Here is a 25,865-nt window from a genome sequence, read left to right on the forward strand (position 1 = left end):
TCTTTCTCCCCTAACTACTTCTTTTTATGTACCATTTAGAGATTATTTCCCTAATGCGCGATTAGCCAGATTCGTAATGACAACATCGTCCATTGGCGGATTATGAAGCCCTGCACGAACATCGCGATACATACGCTCAAGCGGGAAAGCCTTAGAAAGGCTCAAGCCGCCTACAATTCTCATCGCGTGATCAACAACACGTAGTGCCGCATTGGTAGCAAGATGCTTGGCAACACCTAGCTCAATCTTCAAATTTTCGCGATTACCCGTTTCCTTATCCCAACGATCTGCAGTATCATAAAGGAAGGTTCTTGCTGTAATTAAATCAAGTTCAATTTCTCCAATTAAACGCTTAATATTTGGCAAGTCAGCAATTGGAACTTGTAATGAATTAGGCTGATGTTTAGCAGCAAAAGAAAGGGCGAAATCCCTGGCACCATGTGCAATTCCAAGATAACACGCAGGAATATGAAGCATGTTACCGTCTGTGGGGACTGGTTTGCGCAGCTGGTCACTTGCTTTACCACGGATGTGATATCGATCTGGAACAAATACCTCATTCATGGCAATATCATGACTGCCTGTTGAACGCATTCCCATCGTATTCCATGTCTCCAGCACTTTGACGCCATCGCCAGCTTCTACGATAAATGATCCTACAGTATCGGTATCCGACATCGTAGCCGCAACAATAAACTTGTTAAGAATCGGACTTAACGTACAGTACGATTTCTGACCCGTTATCAGCCAGCCACCCTCAACTTTAACTGCTTTTGTTTCAGGTTTTCCACCACGAGTCGGGCTACCCATTGCTCGCTCACTTACCAGTTCGTTCAATACTAGCCCATCATGTACAACCTCAAGACATAGCTCACTAAAAAGTTCTTCTGGAATTGCTCCTGATAGATGAAGCTGCTTCAATAAACCAATATGCCACCCGATTGCTAGTGCAGTGGAGCCGTCTCCTCTTGCCAGTCGCTCTTGAGAAAGAACCAGTTCATAAATTGATGCTTCCTCTCCTCCATATTGCTTTGGTACGGTAAGAGCAAGGTATCCGCTACCTCTTAACTCATTAAAATTCTCAAAGGGAAATGTTCCTTCAAGATCATGCTTAGGAGCTCGCTCTGCAAAAATCCCTGCTAGCTGATCTGCTCTTGCTGCAATTTTCGCTTCCCGCTCATTTCGTATAAAACGATCTGAAGAATCAGAGTATGTCATCATTAACAACTGCCTTTCTAATAATCCTCATTGGTTTACTTTGTTTAATAGTAATGTTATTTCCTTAAAATTTGAATATAAAAAATCCGAGTTTTTTATTGTAAAAAACCGTACTAGTTAGTTGTTCTCCCAATGCTGTTTACGATATTCATTAGGTGTAAACCCATAAAATTTCTTGAATACATTGGAAAAATACTGTGGATCTTGCTCAAATCCACACTGTTCAGCTACTTCATAAATTTTCATTGTAGGATGTGAAAGCAATAGCTCCTTCGCCTTTTTCATGCGAACAGAGGTCAAGAACTGGGTATACTTCTCTCCTGTGTCTTGTCGAAACAGCTTGCCTAAATATTCGGAGTTAAGAAATAAATAATGCTGAGCTAGCCATTGCAAAGAAAGCCGTCTACTCTGAATATGCTGGATGGTTAATTGCTTTATTTTTATAACCAGCATCGCCTTCTTATCAGTCTTACGATAATGATAGCTTGTATACAGCTCGCCTAACTCCTTCTGGAACGCTTGTATATCTTGACTCTCTACAACTGCAGGTGCTGTACTAATGCCATATTCTGATTTCAACTGATTGCGGATATAGGACAGGACATGATTATTATTGTCTTGGATGGCTTGTAATGATACCCCCTCGCTTAATAATTGCTCGATCCATAATCGCGATATCTTCATTAATTGGGCTTCATCAGCATCAACAATCGCCTGCAGCAAATCGCTAGGTATAGAGGAAGAAATGATCCCTTGACTTTGGGGCGTAATTGAAGCAATGGGCTGTCTATTTTTCGCAAAATTACTGCGAATTGCATCTACCTCAACCTTAGACCAATGCAAAGCTTCAGTAATCTCATGCTCATCACTTGGCTTTAATAAATACCGGCGCACCCCAAAACGCATCGCCTGAGTAGCTAGCTCAAATTCTCCAAATCCTGATAATACAATAAATATTATCTGAGAAGAAATCTTTGAGCCCTGCTCAATTAATTGAAGACCGTCAATAATAGGCATTTTAATATCCGTAATGACTACATCCGGCTGAAGCTCTTGAATCTTCTCTAATGCCTGCTGTCCATTGATAGCTGTCCCTACCAACTCCATACCAAGGGTAATCCAGTCTATGGCTTCTGCAATACCTTCTCTTGCCATTCGTTCATCATCGACGATTAATACCCGATAACTAGACATAACTTACTCCCTCTTTCAATAAAACAGGAATTCGAATCCGAATAATGGTTCCTTGATCTATGCCTTCCAAAATTCCAATACCATATGGCTCTCCATACAGTAATCGCAAACGTTCATGAATGCTTCTTAGTCCAATTCCATCTCCTGAGTCTTGCTCTAAATAATGTGTGTCCATCCCTGGACCTTGATCCGCAATCCAAATATCTAATTGCTCGCCAAAACGTTCTCCACTAATCGTAATGTGACATTCCCCTGTCAATTCATCAATACCGTACTTAATAGCATTTTCAACAATAGGCTGGAGGATGATTGCAGGAATATAACATTGGTTTAATTCATCAGGGATATTGATTTCACATTGCAGCCGTTCTTCAAATCGATATTTCTGAATGAGTAAATAGTTATTTACATGCTGTATTTCTTCCTGTAACATGGTCATTTCCTTTCTACTTGTTGTACTTCGCAACATATCACCCAAAGCTTTGACCATACTAGAGATGCGCTCTTGTCCCTGTCTGCGTGCTAGCCAGTTAATAGAATCAAGCGTATTGTAGAGAAAATGAGGATTCAGCTTCGCCTTCAGCGCTTCATACTGAGACTCCTTGATATGGATTTGCTTGATGTAGTTATCCTTAATTAAGCGGTCTAATGAGACTGTCATTTTATCAAAGCTATTCGTTAACCATCCGATCTCATCCCCATTTCTCACAGGCTCTTCTCGATAAGTGACAAAATCTCCTTGCTCTACCTTGCTCATCCGAAAAGCCAGCGTCTCCAAAGGACGTGTAATGCTTCTAGCAAAAATTAAGCCTATCCACACAAGTGAGACTAGAATAAAAGTATATAAAAGCAGTAAGATTTTCTTCATCAGAATAGCTTGCTGAAATAACGATTCGTATGGTACAAGGTTCACTAATGTCCAACCTGTAAAGCTCATTGTAGATAAGGTACTCAAGTACTTGTGATGATTTAACGTGATCATCTCATAGCGTTCACCTGATCGTTCATTCTGTATTAAAGAGCTTGGCATAGGCTTATCTTTCCACTGCTCATCATTCCAATAGATTGGAGTATGATCTTCATAGATGAGCAATTTATTATTGGAAGATGAGTGATTAGAGCCTATGGATTCAATCAAATCACTCGCATTCACTCGAACAATTAACGTCCCTAATGATGGAAAATCCATACTCTTCACTGCTCTTATTTCCCTTAGGGAAGTAAAAATCTTGGAATCTCTTTCCCCACCCTTCCACAGACTTCCCCCTTCTTTCTGAGCGGCCATTGCAATAAATTGCTTACTATACGCTGGTGCAGTCTCATCCTTAGTTGTGCCCAGCCAGTAATCATTGCCCCAATAATCAATAATCGCTACAGAGCGGATCGGATAATTAAAAAAACGGTACGATAACAGCTTCTCTTCCATTGCACGAATCGCATAATAGGTTTCGCGACTATTCTTGTTCTGCTTTATCTTCTCTAACCCATGTTGAATGTCAGCGTCACTTGCTATCGATTGTGTCATACGATCAATGGCTGCTAGCTTGTCCTCAATTCGCTCTGAATACAAGTACAGCTTCTCACTTGTTTGTTCATAGACAATCTGTTCATATAACTTATGCATATTTTGTACGTATAAAAGGCTGATGCCACTCGTCAGTAGAACACCGATCAATACAAACAACACTAGCTTATGTCTTATTCTTATTTTTATTTTTATTTTCATTCTGAATTCTCCCTTACCGCATAACCACTTCCAGCATATTAGAACCGATCCATAAAGAAGTAATAATATAAACATTTAAGGTAATACCCTATTAAAAAATACTTTATATTCCCTAGTAAAACAATAAGAAAATAAGAATTTAACTGTTCTTTAGGTAGCTGAGTCCGTGAAAAGGTTGCATACCAGCCCGCAACGCCGAACTCCGTTTTCTTACAATATTCCATTTAACCCGCCCGTTAGCTTTATGAAATAGTGGACTAAAATTAATTAGATACTTGCCTAAACGATAATCGGTACAAGTCCTTTCCCTCGGCATAACTTGTTTCAAGGCTCGGGACACGAACTTGTACCGATAAAAAAAAAGCCGCTAAAATAGCGACTTCAACGGGAGTATGTTCTTGTCCTTGTCCCTCGACAATTGGTTGTAGAAAAAGTGCTAATCCTTACTCAGGATAAGAACTTTTTTTTATATTTGTTTGAGGATGATTTTAAAGGGAACCTTATTTGCGATTATATATCGATTGCGGTTCCAATTTTTCAAGTCGCCCTAGTTACGCTACCCTACCCGTTAGTTTAATGAATCAATATGTGTAGCCTTAATTGAACCTACCACTTATTCCATTAGTCTCCCATTACTTCATAATCATTCGGAATTAACTCATACAAGGCACGAACATCACAACCGACGGAATCGGCGATCGATATGGCAATTTTGAGTGGCATCACTCTTTTGTTTTCAATAAAGTCGTAAACTCGTTCCGGTTTAAAAAGCAATTCCTTTGCCAGCCATTCCGCTGACTTTCCGGATTCCATCAATCGTTCATTCAGTAAGCAACGTCCTAGTTCAAATTTCAAGAAACGATGACCTCCCTCATAAAGAGCACATTTAACCTTAAGCGTAGTCCATTAACAGCATGAATATACTTCATATTTGTTATTACTCATTTCTATACAAAAACCAATAAACCAACACGAAATCCTAGTCGCAATGTTTTTAGTAGGTCAAGTGGATTTAGATAAGAGTAAAGGCATAGATCAAGGACTTCATTTTACAGTATATTTTTTCGATATATTATGTACAGACTTTTATTTTAAATTTTAACTATTAAAGTTATGGGAGCTGTAAATTGTTGTGTTGAGGGGGAAATACAGTGAAAACAAAGATTGTATCCATACTAAAAATGAGATCTTTGAGAACAAAGTTAGTCACTCTATGCTTGGCTATACTAATTGTGCCCACGATCGTGATAGGGTTCACTTCGTATACGGTTTCGAAAAATGAAATGAATGAATCAGGTAAGGCAGCACTTGAAAATAGTGTGAATATGGTTATTGGCATGATTAGCCTCCTCAATGAGCAAGTAGAGAGCGGAGATTTAACATTGGAGCAAGCACAGGAAAAACTCCGCGTCGAACTGCTCGGTGAAAAAAATGCAGATAATAAGCGGCCTGTAAAAAGTGAATATACTGTAGGGGAAACAGGATATCCATGGGCAGTTGATAAGGGTGCTCATTCCGTAATGAATCCTTCAAATGAAGGTCAGGATTTGACAGATGTCGTAACGGAAGATGGCGTGTACTTGGGAAAAGAGCTTGTTAAGGTTGGATCAGCCGGAGGGGGATTTGTCACCTACAAGTGGGCTCTACCTGATACAGGTGAAATAGAAACGAAAGTTTCATATGTTGAAATGGATCCACATTGGGGCTGGATCATCGGTTCAGGTGCATATTTAAGTGAGTTCAACAGCGGTGCAACGCAAGTTCTTTATCTTGTAATAATAGTTACGGCAATTGCAGTAGTTCTCGGATCAGTTATCGTCAGCATCGTCTCAGGGCGTCTAACGAAGCCTATCCTTAAGATCGCAAAGCGACTGAAGTCAGTTGCGGACGGTGATCTAACCGTTGAAGAAGTCAAAATGAAGTCCAAAGATGAAATAGGTGAGCTGTCTAAAGACTTTAATGAAATGATTAAAAAAATGAGATATCTTATTAGACAAGTCGATCTCTCCACAAAGCAGGTAGCTTCATCCTCCAAAGAATTGACCCTTGGAGCAGAGCACACCAGTCAAGCAACTGAGAATATCACCATTTCGATCCAAGAATCCGCAGTCGGCGCACAAGAGCAACAAATGATGCTTCAAAGGACAACCAACTCACTCGAGGAAATATCAATTGGTATCCAGCGAATAGCGGAAAGCTCATCAACTATTGCTGATTCTTCTGTTGATGCGATGGAATTGGCGAATATAGGTAGTACTGCCATAGAGCACACGGCGAAGCAAATGAACCTGATTAACCATTCCGTTAATGAAACCGATGTAGTAATGAGGATGCTTGATGAACGCAGCCAGCAGATCGGTACGATGCTACATGCCATTACGGATATCGCAAAGCAGACTAACCTTCTGGCTTTAAATGCTTCGATTGAGGCTGCCCGTGCAGGAGAAGAAGGCCGCGGTTTCTCCGTAGTTGCTGCTGAAGTAAGAAAACTTGCTGAACAATCGAATCAGTCATCCGGGCAGATTTCCACGTTGATTCATGATATGCGTACAGATATAGAGCAATCTCTTAAAACGTTGGAACGAGTTAAACAGGACGTCGACTCCGGTATACAGATTGCTAGTGAGACAGAACAACAGTTCAACAAAATTGTAGGGTCCACAAACTTTATTGCGCAACAAACGGAAGAACTCGCCAGTGTTACACAGCAGATAACTGCAAGTGTCCAGGAAATAACAGCGGGTCAAGAGCAAGTCTCAAATCTTGCGCTTCAGGCTGCAGACAATTCACAAAATATAGCTGCATCTTCAGAAGAACAACTGGCTTCAATGGAGCAAATTACGAGCCTAGCCACAACCTTGTCGGATATGTCACAGCAGTTAGAGCGTTTGACAATCCAATTTAAGTATTAATCTCTAAAATGCGAGTGCACTTGCAATTATGAACTAACCTGAGTTAATTGAACAAAGGCAGCCGATCACGTGAACTGCACCCCAATTGTTAGACACTATCTAGCAATTGGAGGTGCAGTTTTTTTTGTCGAAATTTAATTTAGACTTGAAGATAGAAGCTATTCATCAATACTTATCAGGAAATGAAGGGATTAAAAGCATTGCGAAAACCTTGGGAATTAATCATGAAGTCCTGCGTATGTGGATTAAGCAATACGAATATCACGGTATAAAAGCTTTTGAAAAAACCTATACAGCTTACTCCCTACCATATAAACTAGACGCACTCAACTATATGACGAAAATGGGACGTCTCCAAATGAAGCAGCTGTCATTTTCAATATCTCTTCTCCAGGGGTTATTCGAAGGTGGCGTAGTGAGTTCAATGAAATTGGAATCGACGCCCTAAAACCAAAGATAAAGGGCGTCATCGTATGACGGATAAGAATAAAAAAGGGCTTAAAAAGAAAGAGTCTGCTGAGGGATCCGTTGAAGCTCTACAAGCTGAATTAGAACGTTTGCGTATGGAAAACGCCTACTTAAAAAAGTTGAATGCCTTAGTTCAAAACAAGGAAAAATCACCAAACAAGACAAAGCACAAGTTGTCTATGAATTAAGGCTTGAATTCCCGGTGGTTGCATTGCTAGCGTTCGCTGAAGTCCCCCGTAGTACCTTCTATTCCTAGGTGAAACAGTTGGACAAGCCCGATCTAGACACAGACCTGAAACTCCTTATTCGCTCCATTTATGAGGAACATAAGGGACGTTATGGCTATCGCCGTATCCGTGATGAACTATTTAATCGTGGTCCAAACAGTCCTCTTTAATTAATCAACGATGCCCAGTGTTGAAAAGGTTTTCTCTGCTAATACCTGAACAAACTCACGGCATAGGTTTCTAAGAAATCTCCAGAAACCCTTGCTGTGAGTTTTATATGTTTTTATGCTATGCCTAATCAGAAAGTAACTTGTTACTTTAAAGAAAACATATATATTGAGGTTGAACTATCGTTTCTCGTTAGCGGAATGAGCAATATAGCTCAAATTATTAAAACTTACGTTTATGATAGGGGATACCATCGCCATCTTCACAATAAGATTTGAGACTATAAAGGAAAATAGCCCAGTTGTAGTTACAGGAGCGATAAAATGGCGTTACTTCTTTCCAATTCGTATGACGCAAAGTAATAAAAGACTTCCCGTTCTTCTCTTCAATATCAAAGGAAATAATCGTACCAATCCATTCTGGATCTGAATCTATACACTGCCAAACGACTTTTTTATTAGTGATCAATTCCTCTATTCTCATCTTAGTTATGTCATTGCTGCCGAATCGAAATTCATTAATAAAGCCAACCTGATTATTAATAATGAGTTCTTTGGTCCATATTTCCGACAGTCCCTCAGCAGTAGTTAAAGTTTCATACACCTTCGACGCTGGAACATGTACGGTTTGCAAGTGCTCGATATTTGCCATGCCTTACTCCTTTCTAACTGCAATAATTTATGTTTCATGCTTAAGATAAGTACATCAAGTACTGATTTCTGTTTTAACTCAAAAAAATGATAACTAAATCAGTTCCTGCTTCCGCTTCAAATACCCGTACAACACTATTCCAGATGCCGCACAGATCACAGCGCATAGGCCGATGAATCCGTACCCTGCTTGAAGTCCGCGCAATAGCCCCAACTGAGTGGTTGGACCATATGCATTCTTCACGCCTTCAATCACCCAACCAATCACATAGTTACCAATGACACTGCCAATCCCCATCAGGGTAACCGTGAACGTAATCGCAGTGTCACTGCCGTTTGGATATCTGCGTGCGATAAATGCCATGACTGTTGGATAGATCATCGCAATACCCGCTCCTGATACGGCAAAGAAAAATGCCAGCCTCTCTCCGCCTGCAATGGCGACGAACGTACATACCGCCGAGAAAGCAGAGAACAGAATCAATGACAATACGAATCCGATCCGGTCCGTAAGCGGCCCTAGCAGCAGTCGTCCCAACGAGAAGCTGAGGAAGAACGCAGACAGCAGCCCAGATGCTTTAACCGTGTCCCACGTGTAGGCTTTCTCCAGAAAGTTAACGAGCCAACCACCAACCGCCAGTTCCGATACCACGCCAAAAGAAAGAATGAGCACCATCAGCCAGAGGGCTGGATCACGTGTTAACGTCTTCAGTGAAGTCCGATCTTCATGAGGAAGGTCATCTCCTGGAAACTTGCTGCGCAGCGCCGCAATGATCGGCAGCAGACAGAGCGAGAGCATCACCAGATACATGCCTCTCCAGTCCAGTTCATGCCCGAATACCGTCAATGACATGATGCCTGTTGCCAGCAAAGGTGCTACCGTCGAACTAAGACCATAGAAGAAATGGGACAGGTTCATCATCGTACCTGTGTTTTTCACAAAGATCCGCGCCCCCAGAATCGCCAGCGCAATCTCCAGCATGCCGTTTCCGATGTACATGAAGAAGTATGATGAAGCAAAGAGTGGATATGTATGAGATACATAAATGAACACACCCGAGAGAATCATCGATGCAAACGAAATGATGCTAACCGCCTTGATACCCCATTTGCGAACAAGAATGGCGGTGAAAGAGCAGGCGATCAGGTAACCCAGTGCGTTCAGGGACAATAACGTACCGAGCTGTTTTTCATCCAGATTGAAGTCGAATTGAATGCGCGGTATGGCTGGTCCCTTAATATTTTCCGATATACCAAATACGATAAATCCCAGAAAGATCGTTGCCAGTTGCATGGCGTACAGCTTGTTGAACTTTTTCTTGTTTCCTTCTGTACCTGCTTGCTGATTCAAAATAAGTTCCTCCATTGCGTACAAAAAAATGATTACACTTCATAACTACGATTGCAGTACCATCTTCCGATCGCTGTTATCCCCAGATTTTTCTGATCCACTTTCCTAAAGGAGAAATCCGGTGATAAAGGCGCTCTTCAGATTGGCTCCGCACTCTCCGTTATCGTGTAAATTATTTTGCTTAACTTCATAAAGTAGTTGTTTACCATTGCTTCTCAATTACCTGAATACGGTAGGTCAGGCTCTCTAGCGTCACCGCGACCAGCCCAGTCACATATTCGCGCCGAGTGTCTCTTTGGATAATCAACTCCGGCATATGCTCCAGTGGAATCATTCGATCCAGACAACCTTGCGTTAGGCCATCCCGCATCGCCGGGTCCATCGTATCCCCCGTGACTACAATTGTAGCCGGGTTAATGATCGCGATGATGGATACAAGCGTTTGTACGACGAGTTCCTGCAAACCCTCTGTCGTTTTCAACATTCGCAACTGCTCTTCCCGTGACACACCAAATGGTAGAAAGGACACCTCGCCCCCAAAATGTGTATTCCCGGTCAGCGGACGACCATCAATGATAAAACCTGCACCCGGAAAATGGTTCTCCGGAAAAGTCACCACCGCAAAGTTCTTCTCTTCCTCAAATTGCTGCTGGTTATACAGTCCATAGACCGTGAGGTTCATGTCGTTGCCAATAACCACTTCCACGTCTTCATATTGCTCCTTGAGCCTTGGCCCAAGTGGCTGATACATCAGCTCCGGTACGTCGCAAATGCCAATAACGCCGTTGTGCGCCACCCCAGGTATGCCGATACCAATCGCCTGCACATTGTGGTGTTCGATCAGATTCCCAATCAGATCCTCTACCACCGTTACATTGATCTCATCCAAAATGAGTGTCTGTTCGTCGGCCATCTCTCCGTTCAGATTGGCATATGTATGTGTGATCGAGTGAATGCCGCCCTCCGTTCGAATAATCAGGCACAGTACACTGGCGTAGTCCGCATTGAATTGATATCGACTCGCCGGTCTTCCCCCACTCGATTCATCCGGGCCCAAATCCATAATCTCACCCGTTTGGAGTAATTCGTTCAGGATCGTACCGCATGTCGCCACGCTAAGTTTGGTCAGGTTCGCAATGGAAGCCTTTGTGCCTACGCCCATTGATCGCAGTGTATTCTTCACCAGTTCGACGTTGATGCGCTTCACCTGTTGGGTGTTGTGTGATGTGGGTAACATCGTTAGTTATATGCCTCCTCTCGTTCATTTCGAACCATTCAATGAATGTTTTTAAAAGTATTTTAATAATTGAAGTTTAGGGGGATTTGGGAGAAAAGTCAATGCTAACTTGGGAGCGAAAAACGTTTGGATGGACAGACAAAAAGACAGCTCAAGATCATCTTGTGTGATCCTGCACTGTCCTTTAGTTAAGTGGTTTATGTAGACTGGCTCATTTGATTTGCCAAGATGCTCTTCTCCAGTCGGACTTTGAATAACTTTCGATTTAGATCCTGTTCCATGGCATGTAGGTGATATGCTGCCTGTTTCACGGTATCCATGTCTAGCACACCTGCCTGCTTTGCGATGATGTCCATGGCGTCCAGGATGAGTTTGTTGCATGTGACCAGTTGATCAACGTAATCGTCTTCTTGTTGGACGAGTTGTGCGTACTGCGAAGACAGGTCTTCGCTGTCGGTACTTGTCATGTCACCACTCCTAAAATTGGTACGCATAAGAGTACCGGATATACAAAAAGTATATGGTACGCTCATGCGTAACGTCAAGACCATATGGAAATTTTAGGAGTGGTGATACTCATGGCTAAAAAAGTTGTCGTCAATATTCATAAACTCACGGAAAAACATAATATCTCGCTGCGCGAACTGGCACGATTGTCTGATATTCGCCACGCTGCGTTAAGTGAGTTGCAATCGGGAAAGCGGGAGAATATCAACTTTGCTCATATTGAACGGATCGCTGAGGCGTTGGATATTGATGATATAAGGGAAATTATTGAGATTCAAAATTATTAATTTTTTTAAAATGGTACTTGGTTATGCTCATCAGTTTACTATTCCTTTTGTGCATAACTTGTAAATTTAATATTAACCCAGTCTATACTAAAGCTTTTCATTTTGTGGATAAGCACTTTTCAAGATCACTGTCACATGTTGAGAAAAATAGATGACTTGCGGGACAGCCTGCTCAATAACTTGCGTATGACAGTAAACTTCTATCGATTTTAAAACGGCGATACCAGGTACAACCTAGGTTGATGCAGATTCGGACACTCTTTTTTTGGTAAAGAAAAGAAACAATACTGCGGAGAGCACAATCCATATCCCAAAAAAGATATAAATTGAACCGAATACTTGAGTGCTTGCCCCTTTTGCATCCAATGTGGTTCCAAGAATCGTTGTTCCGATCGCACCAGCGATGAAGCTACACATCATATAGACACCCATACCAACACCCGCCTCATGCCTCGGCAAGGTTCTGGAAACGGTATTCGCAAGAGCAATCTGGGCAAATGTCAGTCCTGTATTTGCAGCGATAAGAACAAACAGCACCACACCATACGAACCACCTGTAAAAATATACAGTAGCGTATACGCAATGAATTGCAGTCCAAATGCCCACGAAAACAGATAACGATTCCCTTTTTTATCCGTAATACGCCCGCCCAAGAGTCCAAATAATGCGGCAAACAAGGCTCCAGGCGACATCACCAACCCAATCTGTAACGCAGACAACTGATTGAGACTGGTTAACATCTGGGGGATCAGATAAGGTACACACAAATTCAAAGTCAACACCATGGACCCGATGAGAAGTCCGCGAGAGTAGCGTTTGTTTTTAAACAATTCAAGAGATATAAACGGTGCTGACGATCTTCTCATCCTTATCCAGAACAGTACGAGCGTCACTAACATCAGCAGCAACAAGAGCAAGCTTTGTCTTGTAATCGCAAGCATTAACAGCGTAATAACGCCCGCCAGCAATAGCCCCCCTGGAAGATCTGCCTGTCCTCTTACACCCTTGTCATTACCCAGATATTTTCGAAAGAACGGTAATGTAACAAGTACCAAAATGGAAATCGCGAAGAGAAAACGCCAGCTTGCCATACTAAGAACGAACCCGGCAATGATTGGACCAATAGCTGTTCCAAGAGCCATACCAGCCGAGGTAATCCCCAAAGCTCTTCCACGATTCTCTTCAGCCACATAACGAATTGGAATCAACATGGAAGAGGCCGGGATAACGGACGCTCCTATCGATTGTAGAATTCGAGCCACAATGATGAACATATAACTGTCCGCCAGTACTCCGATTAGTGACCCCATTGCAAAGCAGCATAATCCAAATGTAATCAAATTTTTCAGCTTGAACATATCAGCCAGCTTGCCATACGTTACCGACCCTATGGCGTATATAATAATATACGCGGTTACCACCCAGCTAACCTGGGAAGAGGTCAGTCCGAATTCTACTCTCAGATCAGGCAGTGCCACGTTAAACATCGTGGAATTCATCACGGAAATAACCATCGCAAAGGCTAAAATCCAAATTAATTTATACGATTGTGATTGTTGTGTAAGGTTTGTTTTTTTATCCATCATGTACTTAATTGCGATGCAACGGTGATTGGGCAACCACTTTCAGATCCAGAGTATCCATATTAGCCATAACGCGGTCCATCCGTAGCGGGCCAGGTTCATTCGGGAAAATAAAATGTTCGTAAGGCTCTCCCAATATGCGGAAGAATGGCTCAAACAAACCGCACTCCAGCATTCCAACAAAGCGGGTATACGGTGCATCAAGACGATAGGCATGAGTAGTACCTTCCGGTATGTGGAGGAAGTCTCCTTCATGGAGCTGAATTTCTTCACCATTCGCCCACATGGTCATCTGGCCTTGTACACAATAAAAAGTTTCCACATGATTCTCATGATAATGCTCTACAATAGGTTCACCCTTCGGTCCTTCTGTAGATACAAAAATGTAGGCGCCATCTGTATTTTTCTGAGACGCAAGAATGCGATGCAATTGATCTCCCGTTAAGAGACGATCCCCTTCCCCGCTCTCCAATACATAAGGAACGACTCCGCCGTGCACTTCACCTGTCTCAACAAGCTGGGAAGTACCCCACTGTAACTCTCCGTCTTCAAAACCAATATCGGCTACCTTGGAGGCTTGGATCAAATCCTCTTGCGTCCATTCGTGTAGAGGCTGCGGTGGGTAATCCTTGAAAGAATAGGCCAAACCGATGACAGGAAAGATAGACGTAATATTCCCCGGTAATGAATAGGAAACGATACGATTTCGATGACCTGCAAACCGATAGGCATGCCTTGTCCCTGGCGGTATATGTGCATAGTCTCCAGAAGTTAGAAGATGATATTGCCCGTCGATTACCAACTCAACTCTTCCCTCCAGAACCATTAAAGATTCATAACTGCTGTTGTGAAAATGGAGGGGAAACACCTCTCCCTTACTCCCAGCGATGGTGAACATTTCGAACTGTCCTCCTGTACTGTCAGCATCCGCCATGACCGTAACTACCTGTTTACCGAACGTATAACTCGTGCCCTCTCCTTTACGAAGTAAATAAGGCATTCTTGTCTGAGGCAATGTACTCATTAATGTTGATGTCACTTGATTCTCTCCTCCATTCCTTTATTCATGTTCATTTTAAGGACTTCACCCTATATAAAAAATGGTCCAGGGCGACCAACCTATGGGCAAATGCGACATCTGATTGATTGAAGTCACTCGCTTAATCCATTAAAATTAAATAATAAAAAATTGAAGAGGGAGGGGCCTCCTGTTTATGAATTTTAACGATTCAACCTATTACATGGAGCACCCTTTCCATGACACTCCCATTTCCATGCATCCGGTAGAAATACGAAATAACCAATGTCAGAAGCATGCACACTCATTTTATGAATTGTCTTATGTGACGGCAGGTGAAGGAACACTCTCGATTGATGACAGCTGTATCCCAATCACTCGTGGAGACTTGTTGTTCATTCCTACAGATACGAGACATGTGTTCCAGACCACATTCAATCAGTCTGTCACGCTCATGAATTGCCTTGTGGAGAAGCACATATTATCAGGACATCAAGCCATCGGTGATCGCATGATCTATGATGATATTGATGAGCTCACTCAACCATTTCGTAATTTGGGGAACGGCTTCAAAGTAACTGAGAACAAGAAAGAATTCGGGAAGATCATGTACGCTTTACACCTTGAACTTCAATGTAAGGAATCCGGCTATCGTTACCGACTGTATCTTCATCTGCTGGACTTGTTAACTCGCATACGGCATGCCGAGTCAAGTGATCTTCAGTCTACACAAGAGGATCTGACCGACCACATTCAACTTGCAGTGAACTATATATCCAGTCACTATAATGAATCCGCCATTCTTACTCGTTTGTGTGAGCGATTTGCCATAAGCCCTCGCCATTTACAAAGAACATTCAAGCAGGTTACCGGGCTCACCCTGACACAGATGATACAAAATAAACGTATACAACGAAGTTGCGAACTGTTATCCGAAACCGATTGGAGTGTGCAAACCATTGCCAGAGAGGTTGGAATACAGGATATGAAGTACTTTTATCGGATATTTAAGGAAAAATGCGGAATGACCCCTAAAGAGTTCAGGCAGCCTCAAGGATCGTGATTCACATGCGATGTGCGATAGTGTGCACATATTTTTATTAAAATAAGAAGACCACAAAATCCGTTACAGAAATTATGTACGGCTTTTGTGGTTATTTGTATAAGCAGATAGTGACCATTGTATTAACATAAAAAAGAGAAGTACCTCTTTACGGGGTACTTCTCTTTTCGTTAAACATTTTTAATTTACTAGTTAAACATGCAACGCCAACAGCAGCTTATAGATCATTGCCGCGGCTTCCGCACGGGTCGTCATATTTCCCGCACGAACCGTATTGTCCGTATAACCGTTCACAATTTGGGCCTGAACGGCTGTATTCAGCGCATCTTGTGCCCAAGCTGGAGTTTGCGATGCGTCAGTGAAGCTTGGTTTCACAGCATCCCCACTCGCTCCCGACTGTGCATCTGCACTTAACTTCAATGCATTCGCCATCATCACAGCCATCTCGGCACGAGTGATCGTCTGATTAGGCTTGAACGTATTGTCTCCATAGCCTTTCACGATTCCGGATTGCACGGCTGCGGCAATGTCGCTCTTCGCCCAATCTGGCAGACTGTCTTGATCTGCAAACGTCGTATCCGACTGCACGGACTTCAAAGCCAGTACCTTACTGATTAACGTAACAAACTCTGCCCGTGTAATCTTCTTGGATGGTTGGAATGTACCATCGGTGTAACCCTGGATAACGTCCATGCCAATCAAACGATCCGCATAGTCGGATGCCCAGTGTCCATTCAGATCGGACAGATTAGCAGCTGTGTAACTGGACACAACAAAGGTACCCAGATGATTCACATTAGCCGATATTGTTCCTGCTGCATTCGTCTTGCCACCAATGAATACCCAGCTCTGACGGGCTTCATTATAATAGTAGATCGCTGGCTGCGCTCCTTGAGGCAGCTTGGAAGCATCATATTGCAGGCTCAGTGCTGCCTGATCGTTCAATGTCCGCCCACCACTACGAGTAATCTGTACCGCTTGGCCCAGTACGTTCAGTGAAGCTGCATTTTGCAATTGGTCCTGGGACACAACGGACAGCTGCAATGTATCTTTTTCCCCAATGGCTCCAGCCGGAGCGTTGAATTGCACGATGTCTTTCAGACCCGTTTGGACTGGCTGATTCGCTTCGACCTCTACCTTCACTTCAGTAGTTGAATCTGTTCCCGTATCCGGGTTGGTTGGTGTGGTTGGAACGGTAGGCGTTGTTGGTACGCTTGGTGTGCTTCCTCCCGAATTCCCGCCAGAGTTGCCTCCATTATTACCACCTGTATCCCCGCCGCCATTACCCGAACGGGCTTGTACGGTAACCGTACGTGTGACTTCCTGTGCAGCATTGCCGGCAATATCTTTCACGTTATAACGAAGGGTGTAGATCCCCGCTGCTTGTGTGTCCACTGTGCCGTCCATCTGCACGGAACCACGGATGCCAACATTATCGGTAGCCTGTGCTCCAGGCTCGTTATACGTATCTCCCACAGTTAATGTCATCTGGCTGCTGCCTTGCAGGGTGATGACGGGAATCTCACGGTCTATTTTAATGACCAGAGGTAAAGTATACGTTTGTTCCAGATTGTCTGTCGCTCTGAATAACAACTTATTCTCTCCCGACTCCGTTATCTCCAAAGGCGTATTCTCTGTATACGGTTCGTACGTCTGCCCTCCATCACGAGACAACTCGATGGTCGCCGAAGCGGCTGGCGCGTATACTGCGCTGGTTACACTCACCGTTACGGACTGGTTTGTCCATGTATCCGTATGATACGGCTGGCCGTCAGCAGTGGTCATGTTGCTTTTTAACACCAATACCTGATTATTTGTTCCTTCCACAATGACAGTGAACGTTCTGGTATCCATTTCGCTGCCACGTTGTACCGTTGCCGTCAATTCCAGTCGCTCATTATTCTCAGGCTGTGTAAGAAGTTTCCCCTGTGCATCCATCAATTCCGGGTTGGAGCTGGACCAGTTAATCGTGGCTCCATGTTTTCCTTCAACAGGAAGGGTAAGGTCAGAAGTGACCGCGTTCAGATCGCCCAGATCAATTGCTTGAAGTGTATCCGTTACCGCCTGTGCATCACTGTAAGGTGTAGCACTCACAAAGATCGGATTGGAGTAGAACCACAGGTCGCGATAGTTCTGATCATTAATCTCATTGAAACGAGTCTCTGCATCCGCTGTTGTGATCTTCGGATCAAGTTGCGGTTCACCATCTAAAGTCTCACCAGTAACATTCATGCCCAGATTTGTACCGCGCAGGCGATAATATTTATCCTGGTCTGTAGCTTTGATCTTGTACGTGATGACATTGTAACCTTCGGCATCTGTTGTCCAATCGTTGGACGTGAAGGTAGCCAGTACTTTGGTGGAGTCGTTCGTGTCTTTGGAATATGCGGGTGTGCCCTTCTCAGCCTTGCCCGTCACATCTCCCGCGATGAGATCTACGTGATCTACCACCGGTACTTGTCCAGCGGACGTGCCGCTGTTGATTGGTTTTTCATAGTTGTTGCTCGTGGTTGGACTCTTGAAACGGATTTTCAGTTCCACTTCGTCACCTTGGGTCACACCCAGGTCTCCGCCCATTTCAGCCTTAGTACCCGCGCCGGAAGCCGTGAAGTCCAGTGCGTTGATCAGATCACCGAATACGGAAAATGATTTCCCCGAACGCAGTCCTTCCAGCACGGCTTGCATCCCAGTACCATCAACCCACGAATAGGTCTTGGCATATTCGCCCGGAAAATAACCGCTGGAATTCGTGTCAATCGTCTTGAAATGGTAATCCGAATTGCCATAGTTCCAGAAGTGACGCCCTTCTCCCAACAATGCATCCCACAGACCGCCCACCTTGGCGACCATATAGTCCACACCACCGTATGTACGGTATTTGTATCCATCATCTGCGGTCGGATTGGCTACGTTGTAGCTCGAGTTATACCCGCCACGATCCGGTTCCATCTGGTTGCCCAGCATACCTTCGATACCAAAAACAACTTGTGGAGCCAGATCGTTGAACTCACGGAAGTCCGCGATGGTATATTTGTATTTGCCCCGTGAAGGGTGATTGATCATCGCATAACTCGTCGTTGGATACTTGGTTGCCAGCCAATTGATAGCAGCTAGTGCATCCTGATGAGTCGTATAGGCACGTCCCCCCGTCAGATCCCAATTCGCTACGTCAGCCGCATCGAACAGATTCGCATCCCGATTGGTAAAACGATACTCAAATTCGTTTGCAGCTTCCAGCGCTTCGGTCGAATTCGGCTCATCCGTCAGAATCCCCACCCCAACGTGTTCATGTGTCGGCATGTCCCATTCGAAACCGGAGAAGATCGTTTTGCCTGCGTATTTGCCCGCTTCCTGAAGTGCTTTGATCTGTGGCACCTGATATTCGTTCATCCCTTTGGACATCGGAATCGATCCACCTGGAATGTCTACTCCATTCTGATCCCGCTTGGATAACCGCAAATGATCCGTAAGCGCAATCCAGTCCAGACCATACTTCGTCAGTCCTGCGTCAAGTACGTTTTCCAACGAATTCTGCGCATCATCGGACTCAAAGGTATGTACGTGCAAATCCCCCGTTTGCCATGAACCTGTTGCCGAGCTGTTGGTTGGAGTGTTATCTCCCGCATCCGCATAGGTTACCGCAGCAGGGAAAGCTCCCATTACAAGTCCCGTAGCCAGTGGTATAAGCGTAAGCATAGCGAGCATTTTCTTTCCTTTATTGTTGAACAAAATCATCCCACCACCGTTCTGAGTTGTTGTGTCGGGAGTAAATATAAGAAACTTTGAGGACAGGGTCAACGCAATGAAAGCGCCTATTAAAAATTTTACATATTCCTGCATTGCTTTACATTTCGTTAACGATTTCCTTTGCTGGGTATATGAAGATCATGCTCTCTCCTCCTCCATATTGAGGTGCTGAAATGTACTAGAGAGAGGTTGCAAGAGGTTGAATAAAAATTCATATTTTGTTCACCATTCAGGGAATTTCCACCACTACTAGTGGTCTATTAGGAATATGTCTGGCTTCCGTTCTGGCGTATTATTACATACTCAATTTTTGACATATTTATCATTGAACTTGAGTTGTCATCGATGATGCCCAGCTCCATTTCGATGTGCCAGTACACCAGATTAACAGGTCTTTAAGCAGCATTGCTGCAAATAGGACGAGAAGATTTTTTTATTCATGAGCATGTGCTTGTTATCCCCATCCAACTTGCTGAGTAAAATCCCTCCCTCCAACAAGGAAAATGCAAATGATGCTAGCGCATCCACATCCAGATCCTCCCTAAACTCCCCAGCTTGAATGCCGTCACGAATAATACGTTTCATCATATCCAAAAAGCTATGCAGCCCTTGCCTTGCCTGACCACAAAGCTCCAAATGAGTATCGTCACTTTCTACAGCTGTATTCTGCATGGGACACCCGCCAATAAATGGTGGATCGTTGACGACATTCTCATAGACACGAAAAAAAGCAACCAACTTTCCTGACGCAGACTGCTCTTGATCGACCGCATCAGAAAATTTTCTGGCGACCATACTGGCAGCATAATTGTAGGCTTCAAGCGCTATCTCGTCTTTACTGGCAAAATGTCGATAGATGCCCCCCTTCTTAATTCCTGTGTCGGCAATAATATCGTTTAGCGATGTACCGGCATATCCTCTCTGGTTAAAAATTTCAGCCGATTTCATAATGATATGTTCCCGTGTTCTGTCCCCTTTTTTCATGAGTTCCTCCGTATGAACCTTTTTTTTATTTCATTTGTTTTAAATGAATTACTCAATTCGTCTTGCAATTCATTAATATCATGCTAATATGAAGATACCGATCGGTCTCTTTTAACATTATACAATAGGCCATTCTAGAATGAAATAGCGCTGGCCCATTTTATTTCATCACTGGCATTCGCTTATTGGAATAAATAAAACTTTATAGGGGGATTTTTCAATGACTGTAAAAGTAGGTATAAACGGTTTTGGACGAATCGGACGACTAGCTTTTCGCCGAATTCAAGATGTGGAAGGCGTCGAGGTTGTAGCGATTAACGACCTTACGAACGCTAAAATGTTAGCTCATCTGCTCAAATATGATACGACACAAGGCACTTTTCACGGTGAAATTGAAGTTCATGACGGAACCTTCAAAGTAAACGGCAAAGAGGTTAAGGTTTGGGCTAAGCGGAATCCTGAAGAGCTTCCTTGGGGAGAGCTTGGTGTTGATATTGTTCTCGAATGTACAGGCTTCTTCACCACGAAAGAAAAGGCCGAGCTTCACCTGAAAGGCGGAGCGAAGAAAGTCGTCATTTCCGCCCCTGCTACAGGCGACATGAAAACGATCGTATACAACGTGAACCATGACACACTGGACGGAACGGAAACCGTCATTTCCGGCGCTTCCTGCACAACCAACTGCCTGGCCCCTATGGCTAAAGCTCTGCACGACAAGTTTGGTATCCAATCCGGGCTGATGACGACCGTTCACGCTTACACGGGTAACCAAAACACGCTTGACGCTCCGGATCCAAAAGGCGATTTCCGAGCTGCGCGCGCCTCAGCGGAGAACATCGTTCCCTACTCCACCGGTGCCGCAAAAGCCATTGGTCTGGTTCTTCCGGAACTGAAGGGCAAACTGGATGGGGCATCTCAACGTGTACCTGTTCCAACAGGTTCCGTGACAGAACTCGTTGCCGTTTTGAATACCAAGGTAACTGTTGAGCAAGTTAACGCTGCTATGAAAGAAGCTTCCGATCCAGAAACTTTCGGCTACACGGAAGACGAAATTGTATCTTCCGATATCAAAGGCATCACATTCGGTTCGCTCTTCGACGCCACGCAGACGAAAGTTCTGACAGTCGGTGACCAGCAATTGGTGAAAACCGCAGCTTGGTACGATAACGAAATGTCTTATACAGCCCAATTGGTTCGTACGCTGGAGCACTTCGCTAAGATCGCTAGATAAATAATCAAAGGATGGAGAGAAGGAAAGTCCCATGGAGGATGGACTCCACTTACGATGATCGATTGTTCGGCATTAGTCTGGTTTTGACGGGAGGCGAGTCTGTTGACGCTAGTGGGCGTCTGCGAATGCTGCATCCCTGCTTTCACGTCACAGATCGGCTACGCAAGGTGGAACCACCCACTTCTGCGGTTCTTGAGCAAAACCGCGGCGGCGCCATGCGGACTATCCTGAATTCCGAACCGAAAGGATGATCACATTGAAAATTCTCGTCACGGGAGGCACTGGCTTGCTCGGTGGCCGCCTGATCCCAAAGCTCGTGGAGAATGGTCACCAGATTTTCGCCCTCACACGCTCTGTATCATCTCACGCCAAACTCAAGGCCATGGGTGCGACGCCGGTTGATGCCGATCTCGAAAGCAGCACGCCAATCGTGTTACCGATGATCGATGCAGTTGTGCATGCGGCCGCCCTTTTCCGCTTTTCAGGGCCTCGCGAACCCTTCCTCCGTACCAACGTCGATGGCACCGTAGCCTTGCTGAAGGCAGCCGAGTCCGCCCGTGCGAAGACATTCGTCTACATCAGCGCGGCGGGGATCCACATGGATAACGGCGGTACGCTCATCCGCGATGCCGATGAAAGCGCGCCGACTTTTCCGAACCACTTCTCCGCCTACCTGGCGAGCAAGGCACGGGCCGATTCATTGGTTCTGGCAGCCAACAAACCCGGCTTTCGCACGATCGCGCTTCGCCCACCGGCTATCTGGGGGCCGGGTGATCCGTTTAGCCGAGCGCTTCCCGAAGCAGTCAAATCTGGACAGTTCGCGTTCATCGACCGTGGCGATTACCCTTTTTCAACCTGCCATGTGGACAATGTAGTTGAAGCCATACAATGCGCTCTTGAACGCGGAGAAGGCGGCCATGCCTTCTTCATCAAAGACCAGGATGGGCAGACTTTCCGTGAGTTCGTCGCCTCGCTTGCGAACTTGCAGGACCTGTCCATCGATAAACTGCGTTCGATACCCTACTGGCTCGCCTCTGCCATTGGCCGGCTGTTCGACACGATCTGGGGCGTCACGCGGAAAGACAGCGATCCGCCGATCTCACGCTCGATGATACGCATGATTGGGCGTGAGTTCACCGTCAACGATGCCGCTGCACGTCGGGAGTTGGGCTATCTCGGAAGAACTTTGCGCGAGGCCGGCTTGCAAAGCTATGAGGAACCATCTGCTCGACGATAATGCTTTGGAGGGTAAACGACGGCAATCGCGATGGTAAGTTGTTCTCTGGACTGGCTCTTTTGGCCAATTTGGTGGGCATGAGCACTACAAAATCATCAAAAGCCTATTAGCGTAATAAAAAAATGGAGCAGTCGCCACCGGCGATACTGCTCCTTAATTTGTTGAACTAAAGTGCTCTGTTAGTTTAGTGATTACTTCATTAAGTATGAGATAATTGAATCAATCTGTATCATGGTCTGTTGAAATAAACAAAAATCAAAAAAGCCTTCCAGATCATATCTGAAAGACTTCCACCTCTTGCCGATTCAGAATCAACCAAATCGACCACTAATATAGTCCTGTGTACGCGAATCAACGGGCTCGGCAAACAAGTCTTTGGTAGCGGAGTATTCCACTACCTCCCCATTCAGGAAAAACACCGTCTGCTGAGAAACCCGAGCTGCTTGCTGCATATTGTGTGTGACCATCACGATGGTATAACGTTCCTTCAACTCATGAGCCAACTCCTCGATCTTGAAGGTCGAGACGGGATCAAGCGACGCCGTAGCCTCATCCATAAGCAGAATGTCCGGCTCCACTGCCAGTGCACGTGCGATGCAGAGGCGCTGCTGTTGTCCTCCGGATAGACTTAACGCGGAACGCTTCAGGTTATCCTTTACTTCATCCCACAGGACAGCAGAACGCAGGCTCTGTTCCACGATTTCATCCAGCTTCTTCTTACCATGGATACCGTGCTGTTTTGGGCCGAAGGCCACATTATCGTAGATGGATTTCGGAAAAGGATTCGGCTGCTGAAAAACCATACCGATCTTCTTGCGAATGGTTTCCACATGCACCTCGCCGCTGTAGATGTCCGTCCCGCCTACGGCCACTTTACCTTCGATACGTGTTCCGGGTATCCGGTCATTCATGCGGTTGAGGGTCCGCAGCAGCGTCGATTTGCCACAGCCGGACGGTCCGATAAAAGCGGTAATGGCCCGCTCCGGAATTTCAATGGAGACATCCTTAAGCGCCTGAAACTGACCGTAATATAAATTCAATTTGTTGATCTCAATGATTGACCGCACAATAGTTCCTCCCGGTGTTGAAATTGATCTTGTTACTGGTTCAGCCTGACACATCAGGCTTGATTTTTGCGTGAATTCAGCCACAGCGGCACACGGAACAGAATATTAATGAGCAAGGCCACAAAGATCAACACAGCCGTTGTCTTTTGCGCAATTTCCTGGGCATCCGGCACAATGGCTTCGGATTGAATGTACCACAGATGTACAGCAAGGGTTCCACCCGGAGATAGCAAATTAAAGTCCCACATTTCCCCGGAAGTAGACACCCCTGCGGTCAGAATAATGACGGCACTCTCACCGAATGCCCGACCTGCCGTGAGGCAAATGCCTGTCATGATTCCGTTTATAGCCACCGGCAGCAATACATTACGGATCGTCTGCAAATGGGTGGAGCCAAGTGCAAAGGACGCATTCCGAAGTTCAACCGGAACCGCCCGGACCGATTCCTCGGTTACCCTGGTAAGCACAGGCAGATTCAGAAAGGCAAGGCTGACGGCGGCGCCCAGAATCGTAAGACCAATTTCGAAGAACTCCACAAACAGGGCAATACCAAACAATCCAAAGATGAGGGATGGAACAGATGACAGTCCCTCCACGCAAATCCGCACGATCTCCATGAGTTTGTTGTTTGGGGCAAATTCCGCCAGGTAAATCCCGGCCGCCATGCCAATGGGAATGGAGATCAGGAGGGATAGAATCAGCACATAGAACGAGTTGAACAGCGCCGGCCCAATCCCTCCTCCTTCTTCAATCTCGCTTGGAACACCATATAGAAAGTCCCAGCTCAGCAAAGGCAACCCTTTTTCCAGAAGAAGAAATAACAGTCCAACAATGAATAAAATGACGACAATCCCTACACCCCATACCATGCCCGTAAAAATCCGGTCCATCAGCGTGGATGCACCTCTGCGTTTGCCGAACGAATAGGCGGGGACAGCGTTCGCCTGCTTCTTCATACTCATGAGTAGCGTCCCCCTTTTTTCTGAATCATTCTTACGGCTACAATCATCAAGATGGAAATGGCAAGCAGGATAAAGCCCATCATGTACAGCCCGTGATTCCAGGTGGAATCGAATTCGACGCTTGAGATTTGCATGACGATATTACTTGTCAGCACCGCTGTTGGCGTGAACAGACTGTTAGCGAGCTGCGCCGTATTGCCGATGACCATCACCACAGCCATCGTTTCTCCAATGGCACGAGTCATCCCAAGAATGACGGCGTACATGATTCCGCTTCTTGCAGCAGGCAAGACCACACGAGTTATGGTTTGGAATCGGTTCGTACCAAGCGCATAAGCTGCATCCCGGTATTTGTTCGGTACAGCAGATATGGCATCATCACTGATCCGGCTAATGGTAGGCAGCACCATAATCGTCAGAACGATGGACGCTGCGAGCAAACCGTCCGCCAGATCATGTCCACTGATATCCCTAAGCCAGGGGATGAGAATCGTCAGTCCCAAGAAACCGTATACCACAGAAGGAATACCCACCAGCAGATCCAGTACTGGTCGCAGAATATGGCGAAGCCATTTGGGCGTCATTTCGGCCAGAAACACAGCAATGATGACGGAGATTGGAATGGCAAACAGCATCGTGAGCCCCGTGAGTGCCAGCGTTCCCAGAATAAAGGTCAGCGCGCCGTAATGCTCATTTTCCGGGTCCCAGTTGGTAGAGAAAAAGAATTCGCTGAGCGAAACATCCGCAAAGGTCAGAACGCCCGTACGAAGCATAAGGACCAGAATGCATAACAGAACCAGACAAACGAACAATGTACTGCCAATACAGATCATGCGAAACAGTTTATTGGACCATCTTAAACGCGCCTTACGGTCAAACCGGGTTCCCGATCCGGGAGCCTTGCCGATGCTTGAACCAAGCTCACTTGGAGCAGGGCTGTTCGTGGATGGATTTAAATCGATCATGAAGGGCTCTTCCTTTCACATAGAGAAGCCAGCTTGGCGACCGTGCGCAGAAGCTGGCTATC

General features: G+C 45.1%; 24 protein-coding genes and 1 pseudogene. 10 read left to right on the forward strand and 15 right to left on the reverse strand.

Annotated elements, in window-relative coordinates; translation table 11 throughout:
* Positions 1-42: 42 nt before the first annotated feature.
* From ACDJ58_RS22165 to ACDJ58_RS22180, 4 genes are all read right to left on the reverse strand, one after another.
* A complete protein-coding gene (locus ACDJ58_RS22165; RefSeq protein ID WP_053781637.1) occupies positions 43-1,218 on the reverse strand; it encodes an acyl-CoA dehydrogenase family protein in 1,176 nt (391 codons plus the stop codon).
* Positions 1,219-1,335: 117 nt separating this feature from the next.
* Entirely contained in the window at positions 1,336-2,412 is a 1,077-nt protein-coding gene (locus ACDJ58_RS22170; protein ID WP_053781506.1) for a response regulator transcription factor, read from the reverse strand.
* Positions 2,405-4,138: a cache domain-containing sensor histidine kinase gene (locus ACDJ58_RS22175; RefSeq protein WP_413372957.1), complete on the reverse strand. Its 1,734-nt coding sequence runs from the start codon at positions 4,136-4,138 to the stop codon at positions 2,405-2,407. Before ACDJ58_RS22175 ends, ACDJ58_RS22170 begins: the two co-directional genes overlap by 8 nt.
* Positions 4,139-4,759: 621 nt before the next feature.
* Positions 4,760-4,993 (reverse strand): hypothetical protein, encoded by a 234-nt coding sequence (locus ACDJ58_RS22180; protein WP_053779192.1) that lies wholly within the window; start codon positions 4,991-4,993, stop codon positions 4,760-4,762.
* Between the two features lie 296 nt (positions 4,994-5,289).
* Between ACDJ58_RS22180 and ACDJ58_RS22185 the strand changes: the two genes are divergently transcribed.
* From ACDJ58_RS22185 to ACDJ58_RS22205, 5 genes and pseudogenes are all read left to right on the forward strand, one after another.
* Positions 5,290-7,050, forward strand: coding sequence for a methyl-accepting chemotaxis protein (locus ACDJ58_RS22185; RefSeq protein ID WP_413372958.1), 1,761 nt, complete (start codon positions 5,290-5,292; stop codon positions 7,048-7,050).
* 112 nt (positions 7,051-7,162) lie between these two features.
* Positions 7,163-7,327, forward strand: a pseudogene (locus ACDJ58_RS22190) (transposase); the annotation flags it as partial.
* Positions 7,328-7,431: 104 nt separating this feature from the next.
* Positions 7,432-7,527 carry a hypothetical protein gene (locus tag ACDJ58_RS22195; RefSeq protein WP_413379780.1) on the forward strand — a complete coding sequence of 32 codons (96 nt, stop codon included), beginning with the start codon at positions 7,432-7,434 and terminating at the stop codon, positions 7,525-7,527.
* Positions 7,524-7,706 carry a transposase gene (locus ACDJ58_RS22200; RefSeq protein ID WP_413372959.1) on the forward strand — a complete coding sequence of 61 codons (183 nt, stop codon included), beginning with the start codon at positions 7,524-7,526 and terminating at the stop codon, positions 7,704-7,706. Before ACDJ58_RS22195 ends, ACDJ58_RS22200 begins: the two co-directional genes overlap by 4 nt.
* A gap of 68 nt (positions 7,707-7,774) precedes the next feature.
* Positions 7,775-7,915: an IS3 family transposase gene (locus ACDJ58_RS22205; protein WP_413372960.1), complete on the forward strand. Its 141-nt coding sequence runs from the start codon at positions 7,775-7,777 to the stop codon at positions 7,913-7,915.
* A 220-nt stretch (positions 7,916-8,135) separates the two neighbouring features.
* Here the strand turns inward: ACDJ58_RS22205 and ACDJ58_RS22210 are convergent, their stop codons facing one another.
* The 4 genes from ACDJ58_RS22210 to ACDJ58_RS22225 form a co-directional block, all read right to left on the reverse strand.
* The gene (locus tag ACDJ58_RS22210; protein ID WP_413372961.1) at positions 8,136-8,564 is read right to left on the reverse strand and encodes an SRPBCC family protein; all 429 of its coding nucleotides are present in this window, start codon (positions 8,562-8,564) and stop codon (positions 8,136-8,138) included.
* 93 nt (positions 8,565-8,657) lie between these two features.
* Positions 8,658-9,857, reverse strand: coding sequence for an MFS transporter (locus tag ACDJ58_RS22215; protein ID WP_413379782.1), 1,200 nt, complete (start codon positions 9,855-9,857; stop codon positions 8,658-8,660).
* 259 nt (positions 9,858-10,116) lie between these two features.
* Entirely contained in the window at positions 10,117-11,151 is a 1,035-nt protein-coding gene (locus ACDJ58_RS22220) for an ROK family protein (protein ID WP_413372962.1), read from the reverse strand.
* 197 nt (positions 11,152-11,348) lie between these two features.
* On the reverse strand, positions 11,349-11,618 hold the full coding sequence (locus ACDJ58_RS22225; protein WP_413372963.1) for a hypothetical protein: 270 nt from the start codon (positions 11,616-11,618) through the stop codon (positions 11,349-11,351).
* A gap of 111 nt (positions 11,619-11,729) precedes the next feature.
* Between ACDJ58_RS22225 and ACDJ58_RS22230 the strand changes: the two genes are divergently transcribed.
* A complete protein-coding gene (locus ACDJ58_RS22230; protein WP_413372964.1) occupies positions 11,730-11,945 on the forward strand; it encodes a helix-turn-helix domain-containing protein in 216 nt (71 codons plus the stop codon).
* A 234-nt stretch (positions 11,946-12,179) separates the two neighbouring features.
* Here ACDJ58_RS22230 and ACDJ58_RS22235 read toward each other — a convergent pair whose 3' ends face one another.
* Together ACDJ58_RS22235 and ACDJ58_RS22240 are read right to left on the reverse strand one after the other, a co-directional pair.
* A complete protein-coding gene (locus ACDJ58_RS22235) occupies positions 12,180-13,460 on the reverse strand; it encodes an MFS transporter (RefSeq protein ID WP_413372965.1) in 1,281 nt (426 codons plus the stop codon).
* Between the two features lie 76 nt (positions 13,461-13,536).
* Positions 13,537-14,553, reverse strand: coding sequence for a quercetin 2,3-dioxygenase (locus tag ACDJ58_RS22240; protein ID WP_413379784.1), 1,017 nt, complete (start codon positions 14,551-14,553; stop codon positions 13,537-13,539).
* Positions 14,554-14,743: 190 nt separating this feature from the next.
* Between ACDJ58_RS22240 and ACDJ58_RS22245 the strand changes: the two genes are divergently transcribed.
* Positions 14,744-15,610: an AraC family transcriptional regulator gene (locus ACDJ58_RS22245; protein ID WP_413372966.1), complete on the forward strand. Its 867-nt coding sequence runs from the start codon at positions 14,744-14,746 to the stop codon at positions 15,608-15,610.
* A gap of 192 nt (positions 15,611-15,802) precedes the next feature.
* Here ACDJ58_RS22245 and ACDJ58_RS22250 read toward each other — a convergent pair whose 3' ends face one another.
* Both ACDJ58_RS22250 and ACDJ58_RS22255 read right to left on the reverse strand, forming a co-directional pair.
* Positions 15,803-19,339, reverse strand: coding sequence for an S-layer homology domain-containing protein (locus tag ACDJ58_RS22250; RefSeq protein ID WP_413372967.1), 3,537 nt, complete (start codon positions 19,337-19,339; stop codon positions 15,803-15,805).
* A 402-nt stretch (positions 19,340-19,741) separates the two neighbouring features.
* The gene (locus ACDJ58_RS22255; RefSeq protein ID WP_413372969.1) at positions 19,742-20,305 is read right to left on the reverse strand and encodes a TetR/AcrR family transcriptional regulator; all 564 of its coding nucleotides are present in this window, start codon (positions 20,303-20,305) and stop codon (positions 19,742-19,744) included.
* Between the two features lie 256 nt (positions 20,306-20,561).
* On the opposite strand from ACDJ58_RS22255, the gene gap reads away from it, so the two are divergent.
* Genes gap through ACDJ58_RS22270 form a run of 3 tightly spaced genes read left to right on the forward strand, consistent with a single transcriptional unit; the run spans position 20,562 to position 22,809 of the window.
* Positions 20,562-21,572, forward strand: coding sequence for a type I glyceraldehyde-3-phosphate dehydrogenase (gene gap / locus ACDJ58_RS22260; RefSeq protein WP_413372970.1), 1,011 nt, complete (start codon positions 20,562-20,564; stop codon positions 21,570-21,572).
* Between the two features lie 38 nt (positions 21,573-21,610).
* Positions 21,611-21,823: a hypothetical protein gene (locus ACDJ58_RS22265; RefSeq protein WP_413372971.1), complete on the forward strand. Its 213-nt coding sequence runs from the start codon at positions 21,611-21,613 to the stop codon at positions 21,821-21,823.
* The gene (locus tag ACDJ58_RS22270) at positions 21,820-22,809 is read left to right on the forward strand and encodes an NAD-dependent epimerase/dehydratase family protein (RefSeq protein WP_413372973.1); all 990 of its coding nucleotides are present in this window, start codon (positions 21,820-21,822) and stop codon (positions 22,807-22,809) included. Before ACDJ58_RS22265 ends, ACDJ58_RS22270 begins: the two co-directional genes overlap by 4 nt.
* A 311-nt stretch (positions 22,810-23,120) precedes the next feature.
* Here ACDJ58_RS22270 and pstB read toward each other — a convergent pair whose 3' ends face one another.
* Genes pstB through pstC form a run of 3 tightly spaced genes read right to left on the reverse strand, consistent with a single transcriptional unit; the run spans position 23,121 to position 25,803 of the window.
* A complete protein-coding gene (gene pstB, locus ACDJ58_RS22275) occupies positions 23,121-23,876 on the reverse strand; it encodes a phosphate ABC transporter ATP-binding protein PstB (protein WP_413372974.1) in 756 nt (251 codons plus the stop codon).
* A 53-nt stretch (positions 23,877-23,929) separates the two neighbouring features.
* Positions 23,930-24,838, reverse strand: a complete 909-nt coding sequence (pstA, locus tag ACDJ58_RS22280) for a phosphate ABC transporter permease PstA (protein WP_413372975.1) — start codon at positions 24,836-24,838, stop codon at positions 23,930-23,932.
* Positions 24,835-25,803 (reverse strand): phosphate ABC transporter permease subunit PstC, encoded by a 969-nt coding sequence (gene pstC / locus ACDJ58_RS22285; RefSeq protein ID WP_413372976.1) that lies wholly within the window; start codon positions 25,801-25,803, stop codon positions 24,835-24,837. The genes pstA and pstC overlap by 4 nt, the downstream gene beginning before the upstream one ends.
* Positions 25,804-25,865 lie beyond the last annotated feature (62 nt).

This window comes from Paenibacillus taichungensis (assembly GCF_047302525.1).
Taxonomy (GTDB): Bacteria; Bacillota; Bacilli; order Paenibacillales; family Paenibacillaceae; genus Paenibacillus; species Paenibacillus taichungensis_B.